At 67.5% G+C, this 15492-nt stretch carries 11 protein-coding genes and 3 tRNA genes; 7 read left to right on the top strand and 7 right to left on the bottom strand.

The annotated features are described in order from the left end of the window. Positions 1-3 precede the first annotated feature (3 nt). On the top strand, positions 4-1590 hold the full coding sequence (gene emrB, locus ACM2ZB_RS07820; protein WP_416058054.1) for a multidrug efflux MFS transporter permease subunit EmrB: 1587 nt from the start codon (positions 4-6) through the stop codon (positions 1588-1590). 204 nt (positions 1591-1794) lie between these two features. Here emrB and ACM2ZB_RS07815 read toward each other — a convergent pair. Then, positions 1795-1881 (bottom strand) — tRNA-Leu (locus tag ACM2ZB_RS07815). A 50-nt stretch (positions 1882-1931) separates the two neighbouring features. Further along, positions 1932-2831, bottom strand: a complete 900-nt coding sequence (locus ACM2ZB_RS07810; protein WP_416058053.1) for a LysR family transcriptional regulator — start codon at positions 2829-2831, stop codon at positions 1932-1934. Positions 2832-2927: 96 nt separating this feature from the next. Between ACM2ZB_RS07810 and ACM2ZB_RS07805 the strand changes: the two genes are divergently transcribed. Next, on the top strand, positions 2928-3674 hold the full coding sequence (locus ACM2ZB_RS07805) for a sulfite exporter TauE/SafE family protein (RefSeq protein WP_416058052.1): 747 nt from the start codon (positions 2928-2930) through the stop codon (positions 3672-3674). 126 nt (positions 3675-3800) lie between these two features. On the opposite strand, the gene ACM2ZB_RS07800 is transcribed toward ACM2ZB_RS07805, so the two are convergent. Beyond that, positions 3801-3887, bottom strand: a tRNA-Leu gene (locus ACM2ZB_RS07800). A gap of 207 nt (positions 3888-4094) precedes the next feature. Further along, positions 4095-4179 (bottom strand) — tRNA-Leu (locus ACM2ZB_RS07795). 129 nt (positions 4180-4308) lie between these two features. Between ACM2ZB_RS07795 and rnr the strand changes: the two genes are divergently transcribed. The 3 genes from rnr (at position 4309) to rlmB (ending at position 8192) form a co-directional block, all read left to right on the top strand. Beyond that, positions 4309-6774 carry a ribonuclease R gene (gene rnr / locus ACM2ZB_RS07790; protein ID WP_416058051.1) on the top strand — a complete coding sequence of 822 codons (2466 nt, stop codon included), beginning with the start codon at positions 4309-4311 and terminating at the stop codon, positions 6772-6774. A 98-nt stretch (positions 6775-6872) separates the two neighbouring features. Then, positions 6873-7355 carry a GFA family protein gene (locus tag ACM2ZB_RS07785; RefSeq protein WP_313438739.1) on the top strand — a complete coding sequence of 161 codons (483 nt, stop codon included), beginning with the start codon at positions 6873-6875 and terminating at the stop codon, positions 7353-7355. Positions 7356-7448: 93 nt separating this feature from the next. After that, positions 7449-8192, top strand: a complete 744-nt coding sequence (rlmB, locus tag ACM2ZB_RS07780; RefSeq protein ID WP_313438737.1) for a 23S rRNA (guanosine(2251)-2'-O)-methyltransferase RlmB — start codon at positions 7449-7451, stop codon at positions 8190-8192. Positions 8193-8410: 218 nt separating this feature from the next. Here the strand turns inward: rlmB and ACM2ZB_RS07775 are convergent, their stop codons facing one another. From ACM2ZB_RS07775 to ACM2ZB_RS07765, 3 genes are read right to left on the bottom strand one after another with little or no spacing between them, the layout of a single operon-like run. Then, a complete protein-coding gene (locus ACM2ZB_RS07775) occupies positions 8411-9850 on the bottom strand; it encodes an efflux transporter outer membrane subunit (RefSeq protein ID WP_416058050.1) in 1440 nt (479 codons plus the stop codon). Continuing rightward, positions 9847-11805, bottom strand: coding sequence for a MacB family efflux pump subunit (locus ACM2ZB_RS07770; RefSeq protein WP_313438731.1), 1959 nt, complete (start codon positions 11803-11805; stop codon positions 9847-9849). Before ACM2ZB_RS07770 ends, ACM2ZB_RS07775 begins: the two co-directional genes overlap by 4 nt. Next, a complete protein-coding gene (locus tag ACM2ZB_RS07765) occupies positions 11802-12998 on the bottom strand; it encodes an efflux RND transporter periplasmic adaptor subunit (RefSeq protein ID WP_416058527.1) in 1197 nt (398 codons plus the stop codon). Before ACM2ZB_RS07765 ends, ACM2ZB_RS07770 begins: the two co-directional genes overlap by 4 nt. 248 nt (positions 12999-13246) lie before the next feature. Here ACM2ZB_RS07765 and ACM2ZB_RS07760 point away from each other — a divergent pair, with 248 nt between their 5' ends. Together ACM2ZB_RS07760 and ACM2ZB_RS07755 are read left to right on the top strand one after the other, a co-directional pair. After that, positions 13247-13975 carry a response regulator gene (locus ACM2ZB_RS07760; protein WP_416058049.1) on the top strand — a complete coding sequence of 243 codons (729 nt, stop codon included), beginning with the start codon at positions 13247-13249 and terminating at the stop codon, positions 13973-13975. Between the two features lie 6 nt (positions 13976-13981). Further along, positions 13982-15379, top strand: a complete 1398-nt coding sequence (locus ACM2ZB_RS07755) for an ATP-binding protein (protein ID WP_313438725.1) — start codon at positions 13982-13984, stop codon at positions 15377-15379. Positions 15380-15492 lie beyond the last annotated feature (113 nt).

The raw sequence follows: 15492 nt of genomic DNA, 5'->3' as shown, positions 1-15492 counted from the left end.
GCCATGTCCGCACAAGCTCCAGCTGCGCCCGGCACCCCGGGCGCACCGGCGGCGCCGGGTGCGGCCTCCGGGTTCCTGCCGCCCAGCGTGGCCCTGTGCACCGTCGGCCTGGCGATGGCCTCGTTCATGCAGGTGCTCGACACCACCATCGCCAACGTCTCGCTGCCCACCATCGCCGGCAACCTCGGCGCCAGTTCGCAGCAGGCGACCTGGGTCATCACCTCGTTCGCGGTCAGCACGGCCATCGCGCTGCCGCTGACCGGCTGGCTCAGCCGCCGCTTCGGCGAACGCAAGCTGTTCATCTGGGCCACCCTGGCCTTCGTCATCACCTCGCTGCTGTGCGGGCTGGCGCAGAGCATGGGCATGCTGGTGCTGTCGCGCGCGCTGCAGGGTTTCGTGGCCGGCCCGATGTACCCGATCACCCAGTCGCTGCTGGTGTCGATCTACCCACGTGAGAAACGCGGGCAGGCGTTGGCGCTGCTGGCGATGATCACCGTGGTCGCGCCCATCTGCGGGCCGATCCTGGGTGGCTGGATCACCGACAACTACAGCTGGGAATGGATCTTCCTGATCAATGTGCCGCTGGGCGTGTTTGCCGCCCTGGTGGTGGGCAACCAGCTGAAGGGCCGCCCGGAGCACATCGAGAAGCCGAAGATGGACTACGTCGGTCTGGCCACGCTGGTCATTGGCGTGGGTGCGCTGCAGCTGGTGCTCGACCTGGGCAACGACGAAGACTGGTTCTCCTCGACCAAGATCGTGGTGCTGGCCTGCGTGGCGGTGGTGGCCCTGGCCGTGTTCCTGATCTGGGAGCTGACCGACAAGGATCCCATCGTCGACCTGAAGCTGTTCCGGCACCGCAACTTCCGCGCCGGTACGCTGGCGATGGTGGTGGCCTACGCGGCGTTCTTCAGTGTGTCGCTGCTGATCCCGCAGTGGCTGCAGCGTGACATGGGCTACACCGCCATCTGGGCGGGCCTGGCGACCGCGCCCATCGGCATCCTGCCGGTGATCATGACGCCGTTCGTGGGCAAGTACGCCTCGCGCTTCGACATGCGCATGATTGCTTCGTTCGCCTTCGTGTTCCTGTCCTTCACCAGCTTCATGCGCTCGGACTTCAACCTGCAGGTGGACTACGCGCACGTTGCCGGCGTGCAGCTGATCATGGGTATTGGCGTGGCGCTGTTCTTCATGCCGGTGCTGCAGATCCTGCTGTCGGACCTGGACGGTCGCGAGATCGCTGCCGGTTCGGGCCTGGCCACGTTCCTGCGTACGCTGGGCGGCAGCTTCGCGGCATCGCTGACCACCTGGCTGTGGGCACGCCGCACCCAGGTGCACCATGCGGACCTGACCGAACACATCTCGGCCTACCAGCCGGGCATGCAGGACCAGGTGGCCGCGATGGGGCAGGGTGACCTGCAGCATGGTGCCGCCGTGCTCAACAACATGATCAACCACCAGGCATCGCAGATGGGCTTCAACGACATCTTCTTCCTGCTGGGCTGGGTGTTCCTGGCGATCATCGCGTTCCTGTGGCTGGCCAAGCCACCGTTCGGTGCCGGTGCGGGCGCGGCGTCTGCCGGCGGGCATTGATTGATCGTTGTGGATGAAAAGCAAAACCCCGCCGGAAGGCGGGGTTTTTGTTTGTGGCGCATCCACGCATGGCGTGGATCTACTGCCGGTTTGATCACCCAGTAGATCCACGCCATGCGTGGATGGGCCCCTCGCATTCGTGCAGTTCCCGAACGCCGGACATGAAAAAACCCGCTTGCGCGGGTTTGATCATTTGCTGAGTCATGGTGCCCAGGAGAGGACTCGAACCTCCACGAAGTTGCCCCCGCTAGCACCTGAAGCTAGTGCGTCTACCAATTCCGCCACCTGGGCGACTCAGGAGACGAATTATGGGGAACGACCGAGGATGTGTCAACAACATTTCACGCTTTTTTCTGTGGCTGCACGCCCAGGTGCTGCAGCAGGCTGCGCATTGCCGGTGACAGCCGCGTCCAATCCGCGAAACAGGCACACAGCCGGCGCTGTGCCCATGCGTCAGCCAGCGCGACGGCCACCGTGTGCGTGGCGCGCCGATGCCGCTGCGCGATCGTGCGCGGCACGATGCCAACGCCGATACCGTGACCGACCATCGTGCATAGGCCTTCGAAGGTTTTCATGCGGATGCGCACCTCCAGCCGGCGGCCCGCTTCGCCCGCCAGTTCTTCCACGTAGGTCTGCAGCGCGTTGCCGTCGGCCAGGGCCACGAAGGTTTCGCCCAGTACGTCGACGTAGTCGAGCGAGCGGCGGGTGGCGAAGCGATGGCCGGCCGGCAGCAGCATCACCAGCGGGTCCTCGGCCACCACGTGCCGGTGCAGGCCGTCGGCCGGAACGGCATCGCTGATGATGCCCGCTTCGGCCTGCCCAGCGGTGAGTGCACGTACCACGTCGGTGCTGGTGCGTTCGTGCAGCTCCACGCGCAGGCGCGGGCGCTGCGCCAGCCAAGGCGCCAGTCGCGAGGGCAGGTAGTTGGTCAGCGCGGCGGTGTTGGCATACAGATGCAGGGTGCCGCGCGCGCCGTGGGCGAAGGCCTCCATCTCGCCACGCAGCTGCGCCTGTTGCTGCAGGATCAGCCGCGCATGGTGGGCGAGGGCGGCACCGGCTTCGGTCAGGCTGACGCCGCGCGGGTGCCGGTTGAGCAGTGCGGTGCCCGCGTCTGCTTCGATCGCGCGCAGGCGTTCGCTGGCCGAGGCCAATGCGAGATTGGCCTGGGCTGCGCCGGCGGTGATGCTGCCGGCATCGGCCACGGCAAGAAACAGGCGCAGGTCGGCGATGTCCATCCGCATGTCGGTGCTCCGCACGGGGCCTGCCTTCGGCTGGTCCGAAGGCTCTGGTGGCAAGACCGCATTGTGCGCCCGTGCGGCGCCGGCTCCAATGGCGGCATGAACGAGACGATGTACTTCTACGGGTTGCTGGTGGTGGTGTTCGTGCTGGCCGGCGTGGTCAAGGGCGTGACCGGCATGGGCCTGCCGACGGTGGCGATGGGCCTGCTCGGCGGTGCGCTGTCGCCGGTGGCGGCGGCCTCGATGCTGTTCATTCCCACCTTCGTCACCAATGCGTGGCAACTGCTGTCCGGCCCCTCGCTGGGCCCTACCGTGCGGCGGCTGTGGCCGATGATGCTGGCGGTGGTGGTGGTGACGCTGGGTTCGGCCGCGCTGCTGGTGCGGGTGGATCGTACCTGGTCGCGGGTGGCCCTGGGCGTGGCGCTGGTGGTGTATGCGTTGTACGCGCTGGTGGCGCCGGTGTTCCGCGTGCCGCAGCGGCGCGAACGCTGGCTGGGGCCATTGGTCGGTGCGGTGTCGGGCGTGGTGACCGGTGCCACCGGCGTGTTCGTGATGCCGGCCGTGCCGTACCTGCAATCACTGGGCATGCAGCGCGAGGAGCTGGTGCAGGCGCTGGGCCTGGCGTTCACCGTGTCGACCATTTCGCTGACCACCGGGCTGGTGCTCAACGGTGCGTTCGGCGTGCAGCAACTGGGGCTGAGCGCGCTGGCGGTGCTGCCGGCGTTGCTTGGGATGTGGCTGGGGCAGCTGATCCGCCAGCGCATCAGTGCACGGGTGTTCCGTGCGTGTTTCCTGGGCTTCCTGCTGCTGCTCGGGCTTGAGCTGGTGCTGCGTCCGTTGTTCTGACGGTGTTTGTAGACTCGAGCCATGCTCGACTGCTTTGAGGATCAGTCGAGCATGGCTCGACTCTACAAAAGCTTGAATCGCAGGCAAGAAAAAACCCGCTTGCGCGGGTTGTTTTCTTTCTCGACATGGTGCCCAGGAGAGGACTCGAACCTCCACGAAGTTGCCCCCGCTAGCACCTGAAGCTAGTGCGTCTACCAATTCCGCCACCTGGGCGTCGAGGAGCGAGATTATGGGGTGTTGTTACCGGGGTGTCAACACCTTTTCTGGATCCGGGGTCGGATCCCGTTTCGCGTGCGAAACGGGCTCTGACCCCATCCCACTCGCTTGGGGGGTCAGAGCCCTTTCCGTTGGAAAGGGATCCGACCCCGCTGCTGGATTACAGGCAAAAAAAATCCCCGCCGAAGCGAGGAGTTTTTTCGTTGGTGCCCAGGAGAGGACTCGAACCTCCACGGTTTTACCCGCTAGTACCTGAAACTAGTGCGTCTACCAATTCCGCCACCTGGGCGTTCCAGAGGCGCAATTGTGAAGATGAATCCGCAGGCTGTCAACGACTTCCAACAAATATTTCACGCAGCCCCTTCAACGGTGATCGCTGACCCGCTCTGCACGCCTGCAACGGCTACCATGTAGGGCGATGACTACCAAAAAACCAAGCAAGGGCGGGAGCAAGTCCCGCAGCCAGGCCCCGAGCAAGGGCGCCAAGGCGGGCGCAGCCCGCACCACCAAGCCGGGCAAGCCGTTGCCGGGCTGGTTCCCCGAATTGAATGAAGGCGGTGCACCGCCGCGTGGCCGCAAGGGCCGCAGCGCCGATGCCGCCGCACCGGGCCCGGCCCCGGGCAGCAAGCTGCCGCCCACCGGCAAGGTGATCGACGATCCCTATGCCGCCCGTGAAGCAGAGAAGTACGAACAGCCGATCGCCAGCCGCGAGGCCATCCTGGCCCTGCTGGAGCGCTGCGAAGGGCCGCAGACCGCCGAGGAACTGGGCGCGCGGCTGGGCCTGACCGCCGACGACCGTGCCGAGGCACTGTCGCGCCGGCTCGGTGCCATGGTGCGTGATGGCCAGCTGGTGCAGAACCGCCGTGGCGGCTTCGCCCCGATCCAGACCTTGAATCTCGTTACCGGCGTGGTGATCGCCAACCCGGAAGGGTTCGGCTTCCTGCGCCCGGTGGAGGGCGGCGACGATCTGTTCCTGCCGCCGTATGAAATGCGCAAGGTCATGCACGGCGACAAGGTGCTGGCCCGCGTGACCGGCATCGACCACCGCGGCCGCCGTGAAGGCAGCATCGCCCGCGTGCTCGAGCGTGGCATGACCCGCCTGATCGGTCGCTTCAGCGTCGAAATGGGCATCAATTACGTGGTGCCCGACGACAAGCGCATCCAGCGCAACGTACAGGTGCCGCCGGACCAGACCGGTGGCGCGCGCGATGGCCAGCTGGTGGTCTGCGAACTGACCCAGGCGCCGGACAGCCGCCGCCCGCCGATCGGCCGCATCATTGCCGTCCTCGGCGACAAGCTGACCGCCTCGCTGGTGGTGGAGACCGCCATCCACGGCCACGAACTGCCGTTCGAATTCCCGCAGGAGGTACTGGACGAAGCCGCCTCGGTACCGATGGTGGTCGAGCCGGCGATGATCGGTGAGCGCGTCGACCTGCGCAGCACGCCGCTGGTGACCATCGACGGTGAAGATGCCAAGGACTTCGATGACGCGGTCTACTGCGAACCGAATGCCGATGGCTTCCGTCTGGTGGTGGCCATTGCCGATGTCTCCAACTACGTGCGCCCCGGCACGCCGCTGGACGAGGAAGCGCAGAAGCGCGCCACGTCGGTGTACTTCCCGGGCTTCGTGGTGCCGATGCTGCCGGAGACCCTGTCCAACGGCATCTGCTCGCTGATGCCCAAGGTCGACCGCATGTGCTTCGTCTGTGACATGCAGATCGACCGCGAAGGCGTGGTCACCCATTCGCGCTTCTACGAAGCGGTGATGAACTCGCATGCGCGCCTGACCTACACCCAGGTGTGGCAGGCGGTGGGCGAGGACGACGCTGATATCAAAGCCTGGATGGGCCCGCTGCTGCCGCAGGTGCAGCGCCTGCATCAGCTCTACAAGGTGCTGTCGAAGGCGCGTGCCAAGCGCGGTGCCATCGAGTTTGAAAGCAGCGAAGTGCGCTTCGTGCTGGACAACCGCGGCGAAGTGACCCAGGCCGGCATGCTGGTGCGCAACGACGCGCACAAGCTGATCGAGGAATGCATGATCGCGGCCAACGTGGAGGCGGCCAGGTACCTGCTGTCGCGCCACGTGCCGGCGCCGTACCGCATCCACGAGAAGCCGCCGGAGACCAAGTTCGCCGACCTGCTGGAATTCCTCAAGGAGTTCAAGCTGAGCCTGCCGCCGTGGTCGAAGGTGCGCCCGGGCGACTACACCAAGCTGCTGAAGAAGATCCGCGATCGCCCCGACGCCACGCTGCTGGAGTCGGTGCTGCTGCGCAGCCAGAGTCTGGCCATCTACAGCCCGGACAACCACGGCCACTTCGGTCTGGCGCTGGAGGCGTACGCGCACTTCACCTCGCCGATCCGTCGCTATCCCGACCTGCTGGTGCACCGTGCGATCAAGCACGCACTGTCCGGCAAGCCGCTGGACAAGTTCACCTACAACGCCCGTGAGATGGCGGCGCTGGCGCTGCAGTGTTCCGAGCGTGAGCGCCGTGCCGACGAGGCCGAGCGCGAGGTGGACGAGCGCTACCGTGCCGCGTGGATGGAAAAGCACGTGGGTGGCCAGTTCGACGGCGTGATCAGCGGCGTCACCAGCTTCGGCCTGTTCGTGGAACTGGATGATTCCAAGGTGCAAGGCCTGGTCCACGTGACCCAGTTGCCGCAGGACTATTACAAGTTCGACGCCACCCGCAAGACGCTGACCGGCGAACGCCGCGGCAGCAGCTACCGGCTGGGCGACCGCGTGCGCATCCTGGTGCTGAAAGCCAGCATGGAAGAGCGCAAGATCGACTTCCGCCTGGTCGAACACAAGGGCGAAGACGAAGGCGACGGCCTGCCGCCGCTGCCCGAACGTGGCAAGCCGGCCAAGCGCACCAAGAAGCAGTACTGATCGACGCACCTGGTCGTGCCGGCCGCTGGCCGGCCTCCATGGCGCCCCGGTCCCGACGTGTTGCCGGCCAGCGGCCGGCACTACCAAGGAGAGATCGCATGCAAGGCCAACCCGAATACAGCGGCGGCTGCCAGTGCGGCGCCATCCGCTTCCAGGCGCGCGGTGCCCTCACCGACAGCTCGATCTGCCACTGCCGGATGTGCCAGAAGGCCTTCGGTGGTTACTACGCGCCGCTGGTGTCGGTGCGCGGCGCCCAGTTCAGCTGGACCCGCGGCCAGCCACGCTATTTCCAGTCGTCCAACGTGGTCCGCCGCGGCTTCTGCGGCGACTGCGGCACGCCGCTGACGTACGAAGCCCCCGACGGCATGGCCGTGGCCGCAGGTGCCTTCGACACGCCGGAGCGGCTGCCGCCGACCATCCAATACGGCGCAGAGCGCAAGCTGCCGTTCGTGGATGGCCTGTCCGCGCTGCCGGCCCGTCGGACCGAGGAAGACGTGGCCGCGCTGGAGTTCCTGGCCACGATCGTGTCCCACCAGCACCCCGACCACGACACCCCGCACTGGCCGCCGCGCACCCGTTGAGGTCTGTGTAGAGCCGAGCCCATGCTCGGCTGCCTTGAAGCGCCGCCGCCGCCGATGCTCTACCATAGCCACCCCCTTTCCGGTCCCGCCCGCATGAGCAAGAACAGCCAGTGGATCGTCGGCGTCAACGCCGTCGCCTCCTCCATCGAGAACGACGCCGAGAACGTCCGCGAAGTGCTGGTCGAGGCCGGTGCAAAGAACCCGCGCCTGGTCGAGATCGAGGAAAACGCCCGCCGCAAGGGCATCGACGTGCGCAAGGTCAACGCCCAGGCGCTGGACGGCGTGGGCGGTTCGGTGCGCCACCAGGGTGTGGCCGCGCGCTACGCCGCGGCCCGTACCTACAGCGAAAACGAGCTGGAAGGCCTGGTCACCGCCGCCGAGGGCAAGGCCCTGCTGCTGGTGCTGGACGAGGTGCAGGACCCGCACAACCTGGGCGCCTGCCTGCGTTCGGCCGCCGCCGCCGGTGCCACCGCGGTGATCATTCCCAAGGACAAGTCGGCCACGGTCAATGCGACCGTGCGCAAGACCTCGGCCGGCGCCGCCGACCTGATCCCGGTGGTGGCGGTGACCAACCTTTCGCGCTGCCTGAAGGACCTGCAGAAGCAGGGCGTGTGGATCTACGGCCTGGCCGGTGAAGCCACCGCGTCGCTGTACCAGCTGGACCTGAAGGGCAACATCGCGCTGGTGCTGGGCGGCGAAGCCGACGGCCTGCGCCGCCTGACCCGTGAAAACTGCGACGGCCTGGTCAAGATCCCGATGCCGGGCGAGATCGAGAGCCTGAACGTCTCTGTCGCCGCCGGCGTCAGCCTGTTCGAGGCCGTGCGCCAGCGCGGTTGATCGGCCGGCGGTTTTGTAGAACCGAGCCCACGCTCGGCTGTCGCGCGCAGCGCGGCCGCCTATTCCCGATCAGAAAGCAGCCGAGCATGGGCTCGGCTCTACAGGAGCAGCGTGTCGACCCAGGTCGACACCTACCAAAGCGGTGCATGACGCCATTCAACGGAATGCCCCGTTGTTGACGCTGCTTCGGCGGGTGCGGGGCGCAGCCCCGCATCGACTCACCCCGCGCTGCCACCCAGTGCCTTGAACAGGGTCACGTCATTGTTCAGCTGGCTCTGCCGCACGCGCGCCAGTGACAGCTCGGCATCGCGACGGGTCTGCTGTGCTTCCAGCCAGGTACGCAGATCGGTGGCGCCCACGCGGTAGCGCACTTCCTGCGCGCGCTCCACTTCCACGGCCTCGTCATACGATGCCTGCGAGGCCGCCACCTGGCGGGCCAGCTGCTCGCGTGCGGACAGCGCGTTGTCCACTTCCGAAAGCGCGGTGTACAGCGTCTTGCGGAAGTTGGTCGCGGCGATCTGGTACGCGGTACCGGCGATGTCGGTATCCAGCTGCGCGCGCTGCAGGTTGAGGAAGGGCAGCGACAGCCCCGCGCCCAGCGAGGCCACCGGATTGCGCAGCACATCACCCAGCGAGGTCGCGCTGGACCCCAGGCTGCCGGTCAGGCTCAGCGCCGGGTAGTACTGGGTGGCGGTCACTTTGATGGTCTTCAGGCTGTTGCGCAGGCGCAGTTCCGATGCGCGCAGGTCGGGCCGGCGTCCCAGCAGGTCAGCCGGCAGGCCTTCGGCGATCTCCGGGCTGCGTGCGCCCAGCAGATCCTGCGGTTCGTCCTGCTGCGGCCAAGGCGTGCCATCCAGCAGCACGGTCAGGGCGTTGCGCACCTCCACCCGCTGCTGTTCCAGCGCGCTCTGCGCCGAGCGCTGCGACTGCAGGTTCTGCAGTGCCTGGCGCACTTCCAGGCGCGATACCGCACCGGCGTCGAAACGCGCCTGCACCAGTTCGTAGGTGCGCTGCAGCCGCTCCAGGTTGGCCTGTCCGGTGGCGATGGACTGGTTGAGGTAGGCCAGCGTCCAGTACTGGCTGATCGTATCGCCGATCACCAGCAGGGCGGTGTTCTGGCGGTCTTCCTCGGTGGCCTGGGCCTCCCAGCGGGCAATGTCGCGCTGGGTGCGCAGGCGGCCCCACAGATCGACTTCCCAGCCCAGTGAGACGCCGGTGGAATAGCTGCGGGTCCAGTCGGCGGCCTGGTCGGTGGGACGGCTGCCGCTGGCGTTGACGCCGGACGACGAGGGTTGTGGCCACAGCGCATTGTTGGCCAGGCCGGCCTGCAGGCGGGCGCGCTGCACGGCCAGTCCGGCCGCGCCCAGGTCGCTGTTGGCGGCCAGGGCTTGGGCGACCAGACGGTCCAGGCGCTCATCGCCGAAGCCGGTCCACCAGCTGTCCTGGCGCACGTCGTGGCCCGGTGTGCCCAGGCTGCTGCGGGGGGCATCGGCGGGTGCGTTGAGGCTGGCATCGCCGCGGCCATAGGTGGCCGCCACGCTTGGGTCTTCGGTGGGGTAGCGGCCGATCGAGGCGCAGCCGGACAGGGCGATCAGCACGGCGCCGGCAAGCAGCAGGCGCGCGGGGGCAGGGAAGGGCAGTCGGGTCATCATCTTCATTCGCGGGCCAGGGCCTCCACCGGGTCGAGCTGGGCGGCATTGCGTGCCGGCAGGAATCCAAAGGCCACACCGATCAGGGTCGAGCAGGCGAACGCCGCCACGATCGAGGCCGTCGAGAACAGCACCTGGAAGTCGCTGGTGAGGCGGCCGATCAGCACGCCCAGCAGCAGCGCCAGGCCGATGCCGAGCAGGCCACCGATCAGGCACACCAGCACCGCTTCGATCAGGAACTGCTGGCGGATGTCACTCTGCCGCGCGCCCACCGCCATGCGCACGCCGATCTCGCGGGTACGCTCGGTCACCGACACCAGCATGATGTTCATCACGCCGATGCCGCCCACCAGCAGGGCAATGGCGGCGATCGCACCGATCAGCAGCGTCATGGTGCGGGTGGTCTGCTGGATCGTTTCGCGGATTTCGGCACTGTTGGCCAGGAAGAAATCCTCGCTGCCGTGGCGCATGGTCAGCAGGCGGGTGACCGCTTCCTGTGCCGCATCCATCGGCGTGTCGTCGTTCACGCGCACGGTGATGCTCGACACGTGGCTCTGCCCCAGCATGCGCGACATCACCGTGGTGTACGGCACGAATACGCCCAGGCTGGTGCTGCCGCCGAAGCCGAAACTCTGCTTCTTGGCCACGCCGACCACGCGCACCGGCACGTTGCCCAGCAGGATCACCTGGCCGATCGGGTCGCTGTCGGGGAAGAACTGGGTGCGGGTGTTCTCGTCGATCACCGCGACCTGGCCCAGGCGCCTGACGCTGTCAGTATCGAAGAAGCTGCCCATCAGCAGGCCGATGCCCTTGACCCGGAAGTATTGCTCGCCCACGCCGCTGACCTGCGCGGTGGCTGACTGGTTGCGGTAGCGGGCAGTGACCGAGGTCGACACGCTGGGCGTGGCGCTGTCCACGTAGCTCTGCCGCGACAGCGCGTCGGCATCGCTGGCCTTGAGCGTCTGCACGCGTGCCGAGCGCATGTCGCCGAAGCCGCGGCCGGAATAGACATCGATGGTGTTGGTACCCAGCGCGCTGATGTTCTGCAGGATCTGCTGCTGCGAACCATTGCCCAGCGCCACCACCGACACCACCGAGGCGATGCCGATGATGATGCCGAGCATGGTCAGGAAGGTGCGCAGGCGATGGGCGTTCATCGCCAGCAGGGCCATCCGGAAGGCTTCGGTGAAGCGGTCGCGGGCGGCCCGCCAGCTGCTGCCGTGGGCCACGCCGGTACCGGCATCGCGTTGTGCGCGGTAGCTGGGCGCCTTCGGGTTGGTGCGGTCGGCGATGATCTCGCCGTCGCGGATCTCGATGATGCGCTGGGCGTGCTCGGCCACGCTCATGTCGTGGGTGACGATGATGATGGTGTGGCCTTCGGCATGCAGCTCGCCGAGGATGGCCATCACTTCCTCGCCCGATTTCGTGTCCAGCGCGCCGGTGGGCTCGTCGGCCAGGATCACCTCGCCGCCGTTCATCAGGGCGCGTGCGATGGACACGCGCTGTTGCTGGCCGCCGGACAGCTGGCCGGGCTTGTGATGCATGCGATCGCTCAGGCCCAGCCGCTGCAGCAGCTGTTCGGCGCGTGCGTTGCGCACCGGGCCGGGGCTGCCGGCATACACCGCCGGTACTTCCACGTTGCCGCGCGCATCCAGGTCGCCCAGCAGATGGTAGCGCTGGAAAATGAAACCGAAGTGCTCGCGGCGCAGTTCGGCCAGCTCGTCCGGTTCCATCTTCCCGGTCTCGCGGCCGGCCACCTGGTAGCTGCCGCGGGTGGGGCGGTCCAGACAGCCCAGGATGTTCATCAGGGTGGACTTGCCCGAGCCGGACTGGCCGACGATGGCGACCATTTCGCCGGCATGGATATCCAGGTTGACGTCGCGCAGCACGGCGATGACATCTTCGCCGGCGGGAAATTCGCGGCGCAGGTCACGCAGGCGCAGCAGGGGCGCCTTCGTGCTCATCGGCGCGGGCCCATGCCGCCGACGCGCATCTGCATGCCACCGCGGTTGCCGCCGGCACCGCCGGCCGCCGCCGCGCCGCCTTCGCCAACCACCACGCGCTCGCCTTCCTTCAGGCCGGACAGGATCTCGGCCGAGGCGCCGTTGTTGATGCCGACCTTCACCTTGCGCGGCTGCGGCTGGCCGTTGCCATCGACCACGCGTACCACGCGTTCGTCGCCGCGGGTCTTCGGGCCCAGTGCCACCGCCGGCACCAGCAGTACGTTGCTGGCCTGCTTGAGCAGCACCGACACCTGCGCGGTCATGTCGATGCGCAGGGTGCCATCGGGGTTTTCCACGTCGAACAGGGCGTTGTAGTACACCGCGCTGCTGGAGCTGGAACTGGACGAACTGCTGGAGCTGGACGAACTCTCATTGGCGATGGACGACGGCGCCGGATTGATCTGGCGCAGCGTGGCGTGGTACTTGCGGTCCGGGTCGCCCAGGGTGGTGAAGTACACCGGCATGCCGGCCTTGATCTTCACCACGTCGGCCTCGGAAACCTCGGCATTGACGGTCACCACGTCCAGCCGCGCCAGCATGACGATGGTCGGAGCGGTCTGGTTGGCGTTCACCGTGCGGCCTTCCTCGGCCACCACCGCCACCACGGTGCCGTCCATCGGCGCGGTGATGCGGGTATAGGCCAGGTTGGCGCGGGCGGTGCCCAGCTCGGTTTCGCGGCCCTTGATCTGCGCCTCGTAGGACTGCAGCTGGGCGCGGGCGGTCTTCAGCGAGGCCTCGGCGGCATCGTATTCCTGGCGCGAGGTGGCTTCAGCGGCCAGCATCTGCTTCTGCCGCGCGAATTCCAGTTCGGCCTGGCGCAGGGTGGCCTGCTGCACGGCACGCTGGGCGGTGACCTGGTCCAGCGACGCCTGGGCGTTGAGCACCTGGTTCTGCTGGGTGGTGGCGTCGATCTCGGCGATCAGGTCGCCTTCCTTCACCGTATCGCCCAGCTGCACCTTCAGCGACTTGATCTGGCCGGAGGCCTGCGCACCGACGCTGACCAGCTTGTAGGCATCGATCACGCCAGTGGCTTCCACGGTCTGTTCGATGTCGCCGCGGCTGACCGGGGTGGTGGCCAGGGGCGGGGCAGCGGGTTTGCGCAGCATCCACCAGGCGGTGGCGGCGGCAATCACGGCAAGCAGGACGATCAGCATCAGGCGGCCCCGGCGGGTCGCGGGCAACAGGCGGGAGATCACGTGGTGGCTTCACTCGGTCAGGGCCGCCGCAGCGGCAATGGCAGGCATTGTGAAGATCGGGCACAGCCGCGCTCAATCCTCGGGGTGTGTCTATGTGTAACACTGGCAGCCAAAGCGCGTAACTGCAGGTATCGACCCCCGCCGCCGATACAGTGGTACGCATTGGCCAGGATGCGGTTCAGCTCCCGACACGGGAAAATCGCGACATGGAGACCGAAACCCCGATGCATCGACTGCTGGTCGTCGACGACGACAACGACATCCGCACCCTGCTGGCCGAACAGCTGGGTCGCGCGGGCTACCTGGTCAGCACGGCTGCCGATGGCGTCAGCATGCGCCAGCTGCTGGAACGCGAACACGTGGACCTGATCGTGCTGGACCTCAACCTGCCGCGCGAAGACGGCCTGACCCTGTGCCGCGACCTGCGTGCGCGCTCGAACACGCCGGTGATCATGCTCACCGCGCGCGCCGAGCCGATCGACCGCGTGCTGGGCCTGGAAATGGGCGCCGACGATTACCTGGCCAAGCCCTTCGAACCCCGCGAACTGCTGGCGCGCATCCGCAACGTGCTGCGCCGGACCGAGGCCCTGCCGGCCAACCTGGAACCGCTGGCCGTGCGCCGCGCGCGCTTCTCGCGCTGGATCTTCGATCTGGAACACCGCCACCTGGTGGACCCGGATGGGCGCGTAGTGGTGCTGTCCGGCGCCGAATTCCGCCTGCTGCGGGTGTTCATCGCCCATGCCAACAAGGTGCTGTCGCGTGAGCAGCTGGTCGCCCTCAGCCGCGGCCGCAACTACGAGGCACAGGATCGCGCGATCGACCTGCAGGTCAGCCGCCTGCGCAACAAGCTGGCCGACGATGGCGGCCCCGATGGCCTGATCAAGACCGTGCGCAATGAAGGCTACGTGCTGGCCTCGGCCGTCAACCTGGAATAAACCGCGATGAAGCGCCTGCGCCACTTCCTGTCCTCGATGGTGGGGCGGCTGTTCGTGATCCTGCTGCTGGGCATGGCGGTGGCCGCGATCGGCGCGACCATGCTGGCCTCGTCCAAACGCCAGCAGGATTTCGAGCGGCAGAACCTGAACCGCATTGCCGACCGCCTGCAGGGCTACGTCAATCTGCTGGACGGCAACCCGGAACTGCGCGAGCGCCTGCTGGAGATCGGCGGGCCGAGCGTACGCGCGCTGCAGCCGGGCGCACGCCTGGGCCGGGTGGATACCGCGCTGATGGAAGTGCTGGAGGACCGGCCGGGGCCGGTGGCCCGTGCGCACGTGCATTTCGCCTCGTTCCGCTCCTGCATTCCCAAGCTGCAGGACCTGCTGCCGCCCCCGCCGCCGGGCCATCGGCGGCCGCCGCGCGAGCGCGATCCGGCCTTCATTCCGCCCAAGTGCCGGGCAGTGGACGTGGTCCTCAACGACGGCACGCTGCTGAAGCTGGCGCTGGATTCCCCCGCGGTGGCCCACAACGGCATCCTGGCCGTCGACCCGCTGTTCCTGACCCTGCTGGTGCTGGCCATCGCCGTGCTGGCCTATATCGTTTCGCGCATGGCCAGCGCGCCGCTGCAGGAACTGGCTTCGGCCGCCGAGGAACTGGGCGACGACCTGCAGCGCGATCCGCTGCCGCTGACCGGCCCACGCGAAGTGCAGCGTGCCGCCGAAGCCTTCAATGCCATGCAGCAGCGCCTGCAGCGTCACCTGGCCGAACGCACGCAGATGCTGGCGGCGATCACCCATGACCTGCAGACGCCGCTGACCCGGCTGCGGCTGCGCCTGGAAAACGTGACCGATGAGATGCTGCGCGAACGCCTGATCGGCGATCTGGCCGCGATGCAGGCACTGGTGCGGGAAGGGCTGGAACTGGCCCGCAGTGCCGAAAGTGCCGAGCAGCGCGCCGCGCTGGACCTGGATTCGCTGCTGGAGAGCATCGTGGAAGACACCGCCGAGGGCGGTGCCGATGTCGCCTTTGAAGGGGGCAGCGGTGCGGTGCTGATGCTGCGCCCGCTGGCCATGCACCGCCTGTTCTCCAACCTGGTGGACAACGCAGTGATGTACGCCGAGCGCGTGCGGGTGCGGGTGGACCGCAGTGGCGGCGGCATTACCGTGGTGGTATCCGACGATGGCCCGGGCCTGGCCGATGACCAGCTGGAGGCGGTGTTCGATCCCTTCGTGCGGGTGGAAACCTCGCGTTCGCGCGAAACCGGCGGTGCCGGCCTGGGCCTGACCATCGCCCGCGCGCTGGCCGAGAAGGATGGTGCGCGGCTGTGGCTGCGCAACCGGCCCGAGGGCGGCCTGGAAGCCGTGGTGCAGTGGCCGGAAGGATCCCCCGCAGCCGCGCGTTGATTGCACGGGCCAGTTGTGGGTTCGGAGCCCTACCCCGGGTCAGATCCCTTCCGCCGCAGGCGTAAGGGCTCTGACCCCACCCCCGGAACCACGCTTTCACGCCGCGGTGACGC

This window comes from Stenotrophomonas maltophilia (assembly GCF_047782825.1).
Taxonomy (GTDB): domain Bacteria; phylum Pseudomonadota; class Gammaproteobacteria; order Xanthomonadales; family Xanthomonadaceae; genus Stenotrophomonas.
Note: the sequence above shows the minus strand (reverse complement) of the source record. Positions and strands in the feature narration are given on the sequence as shown.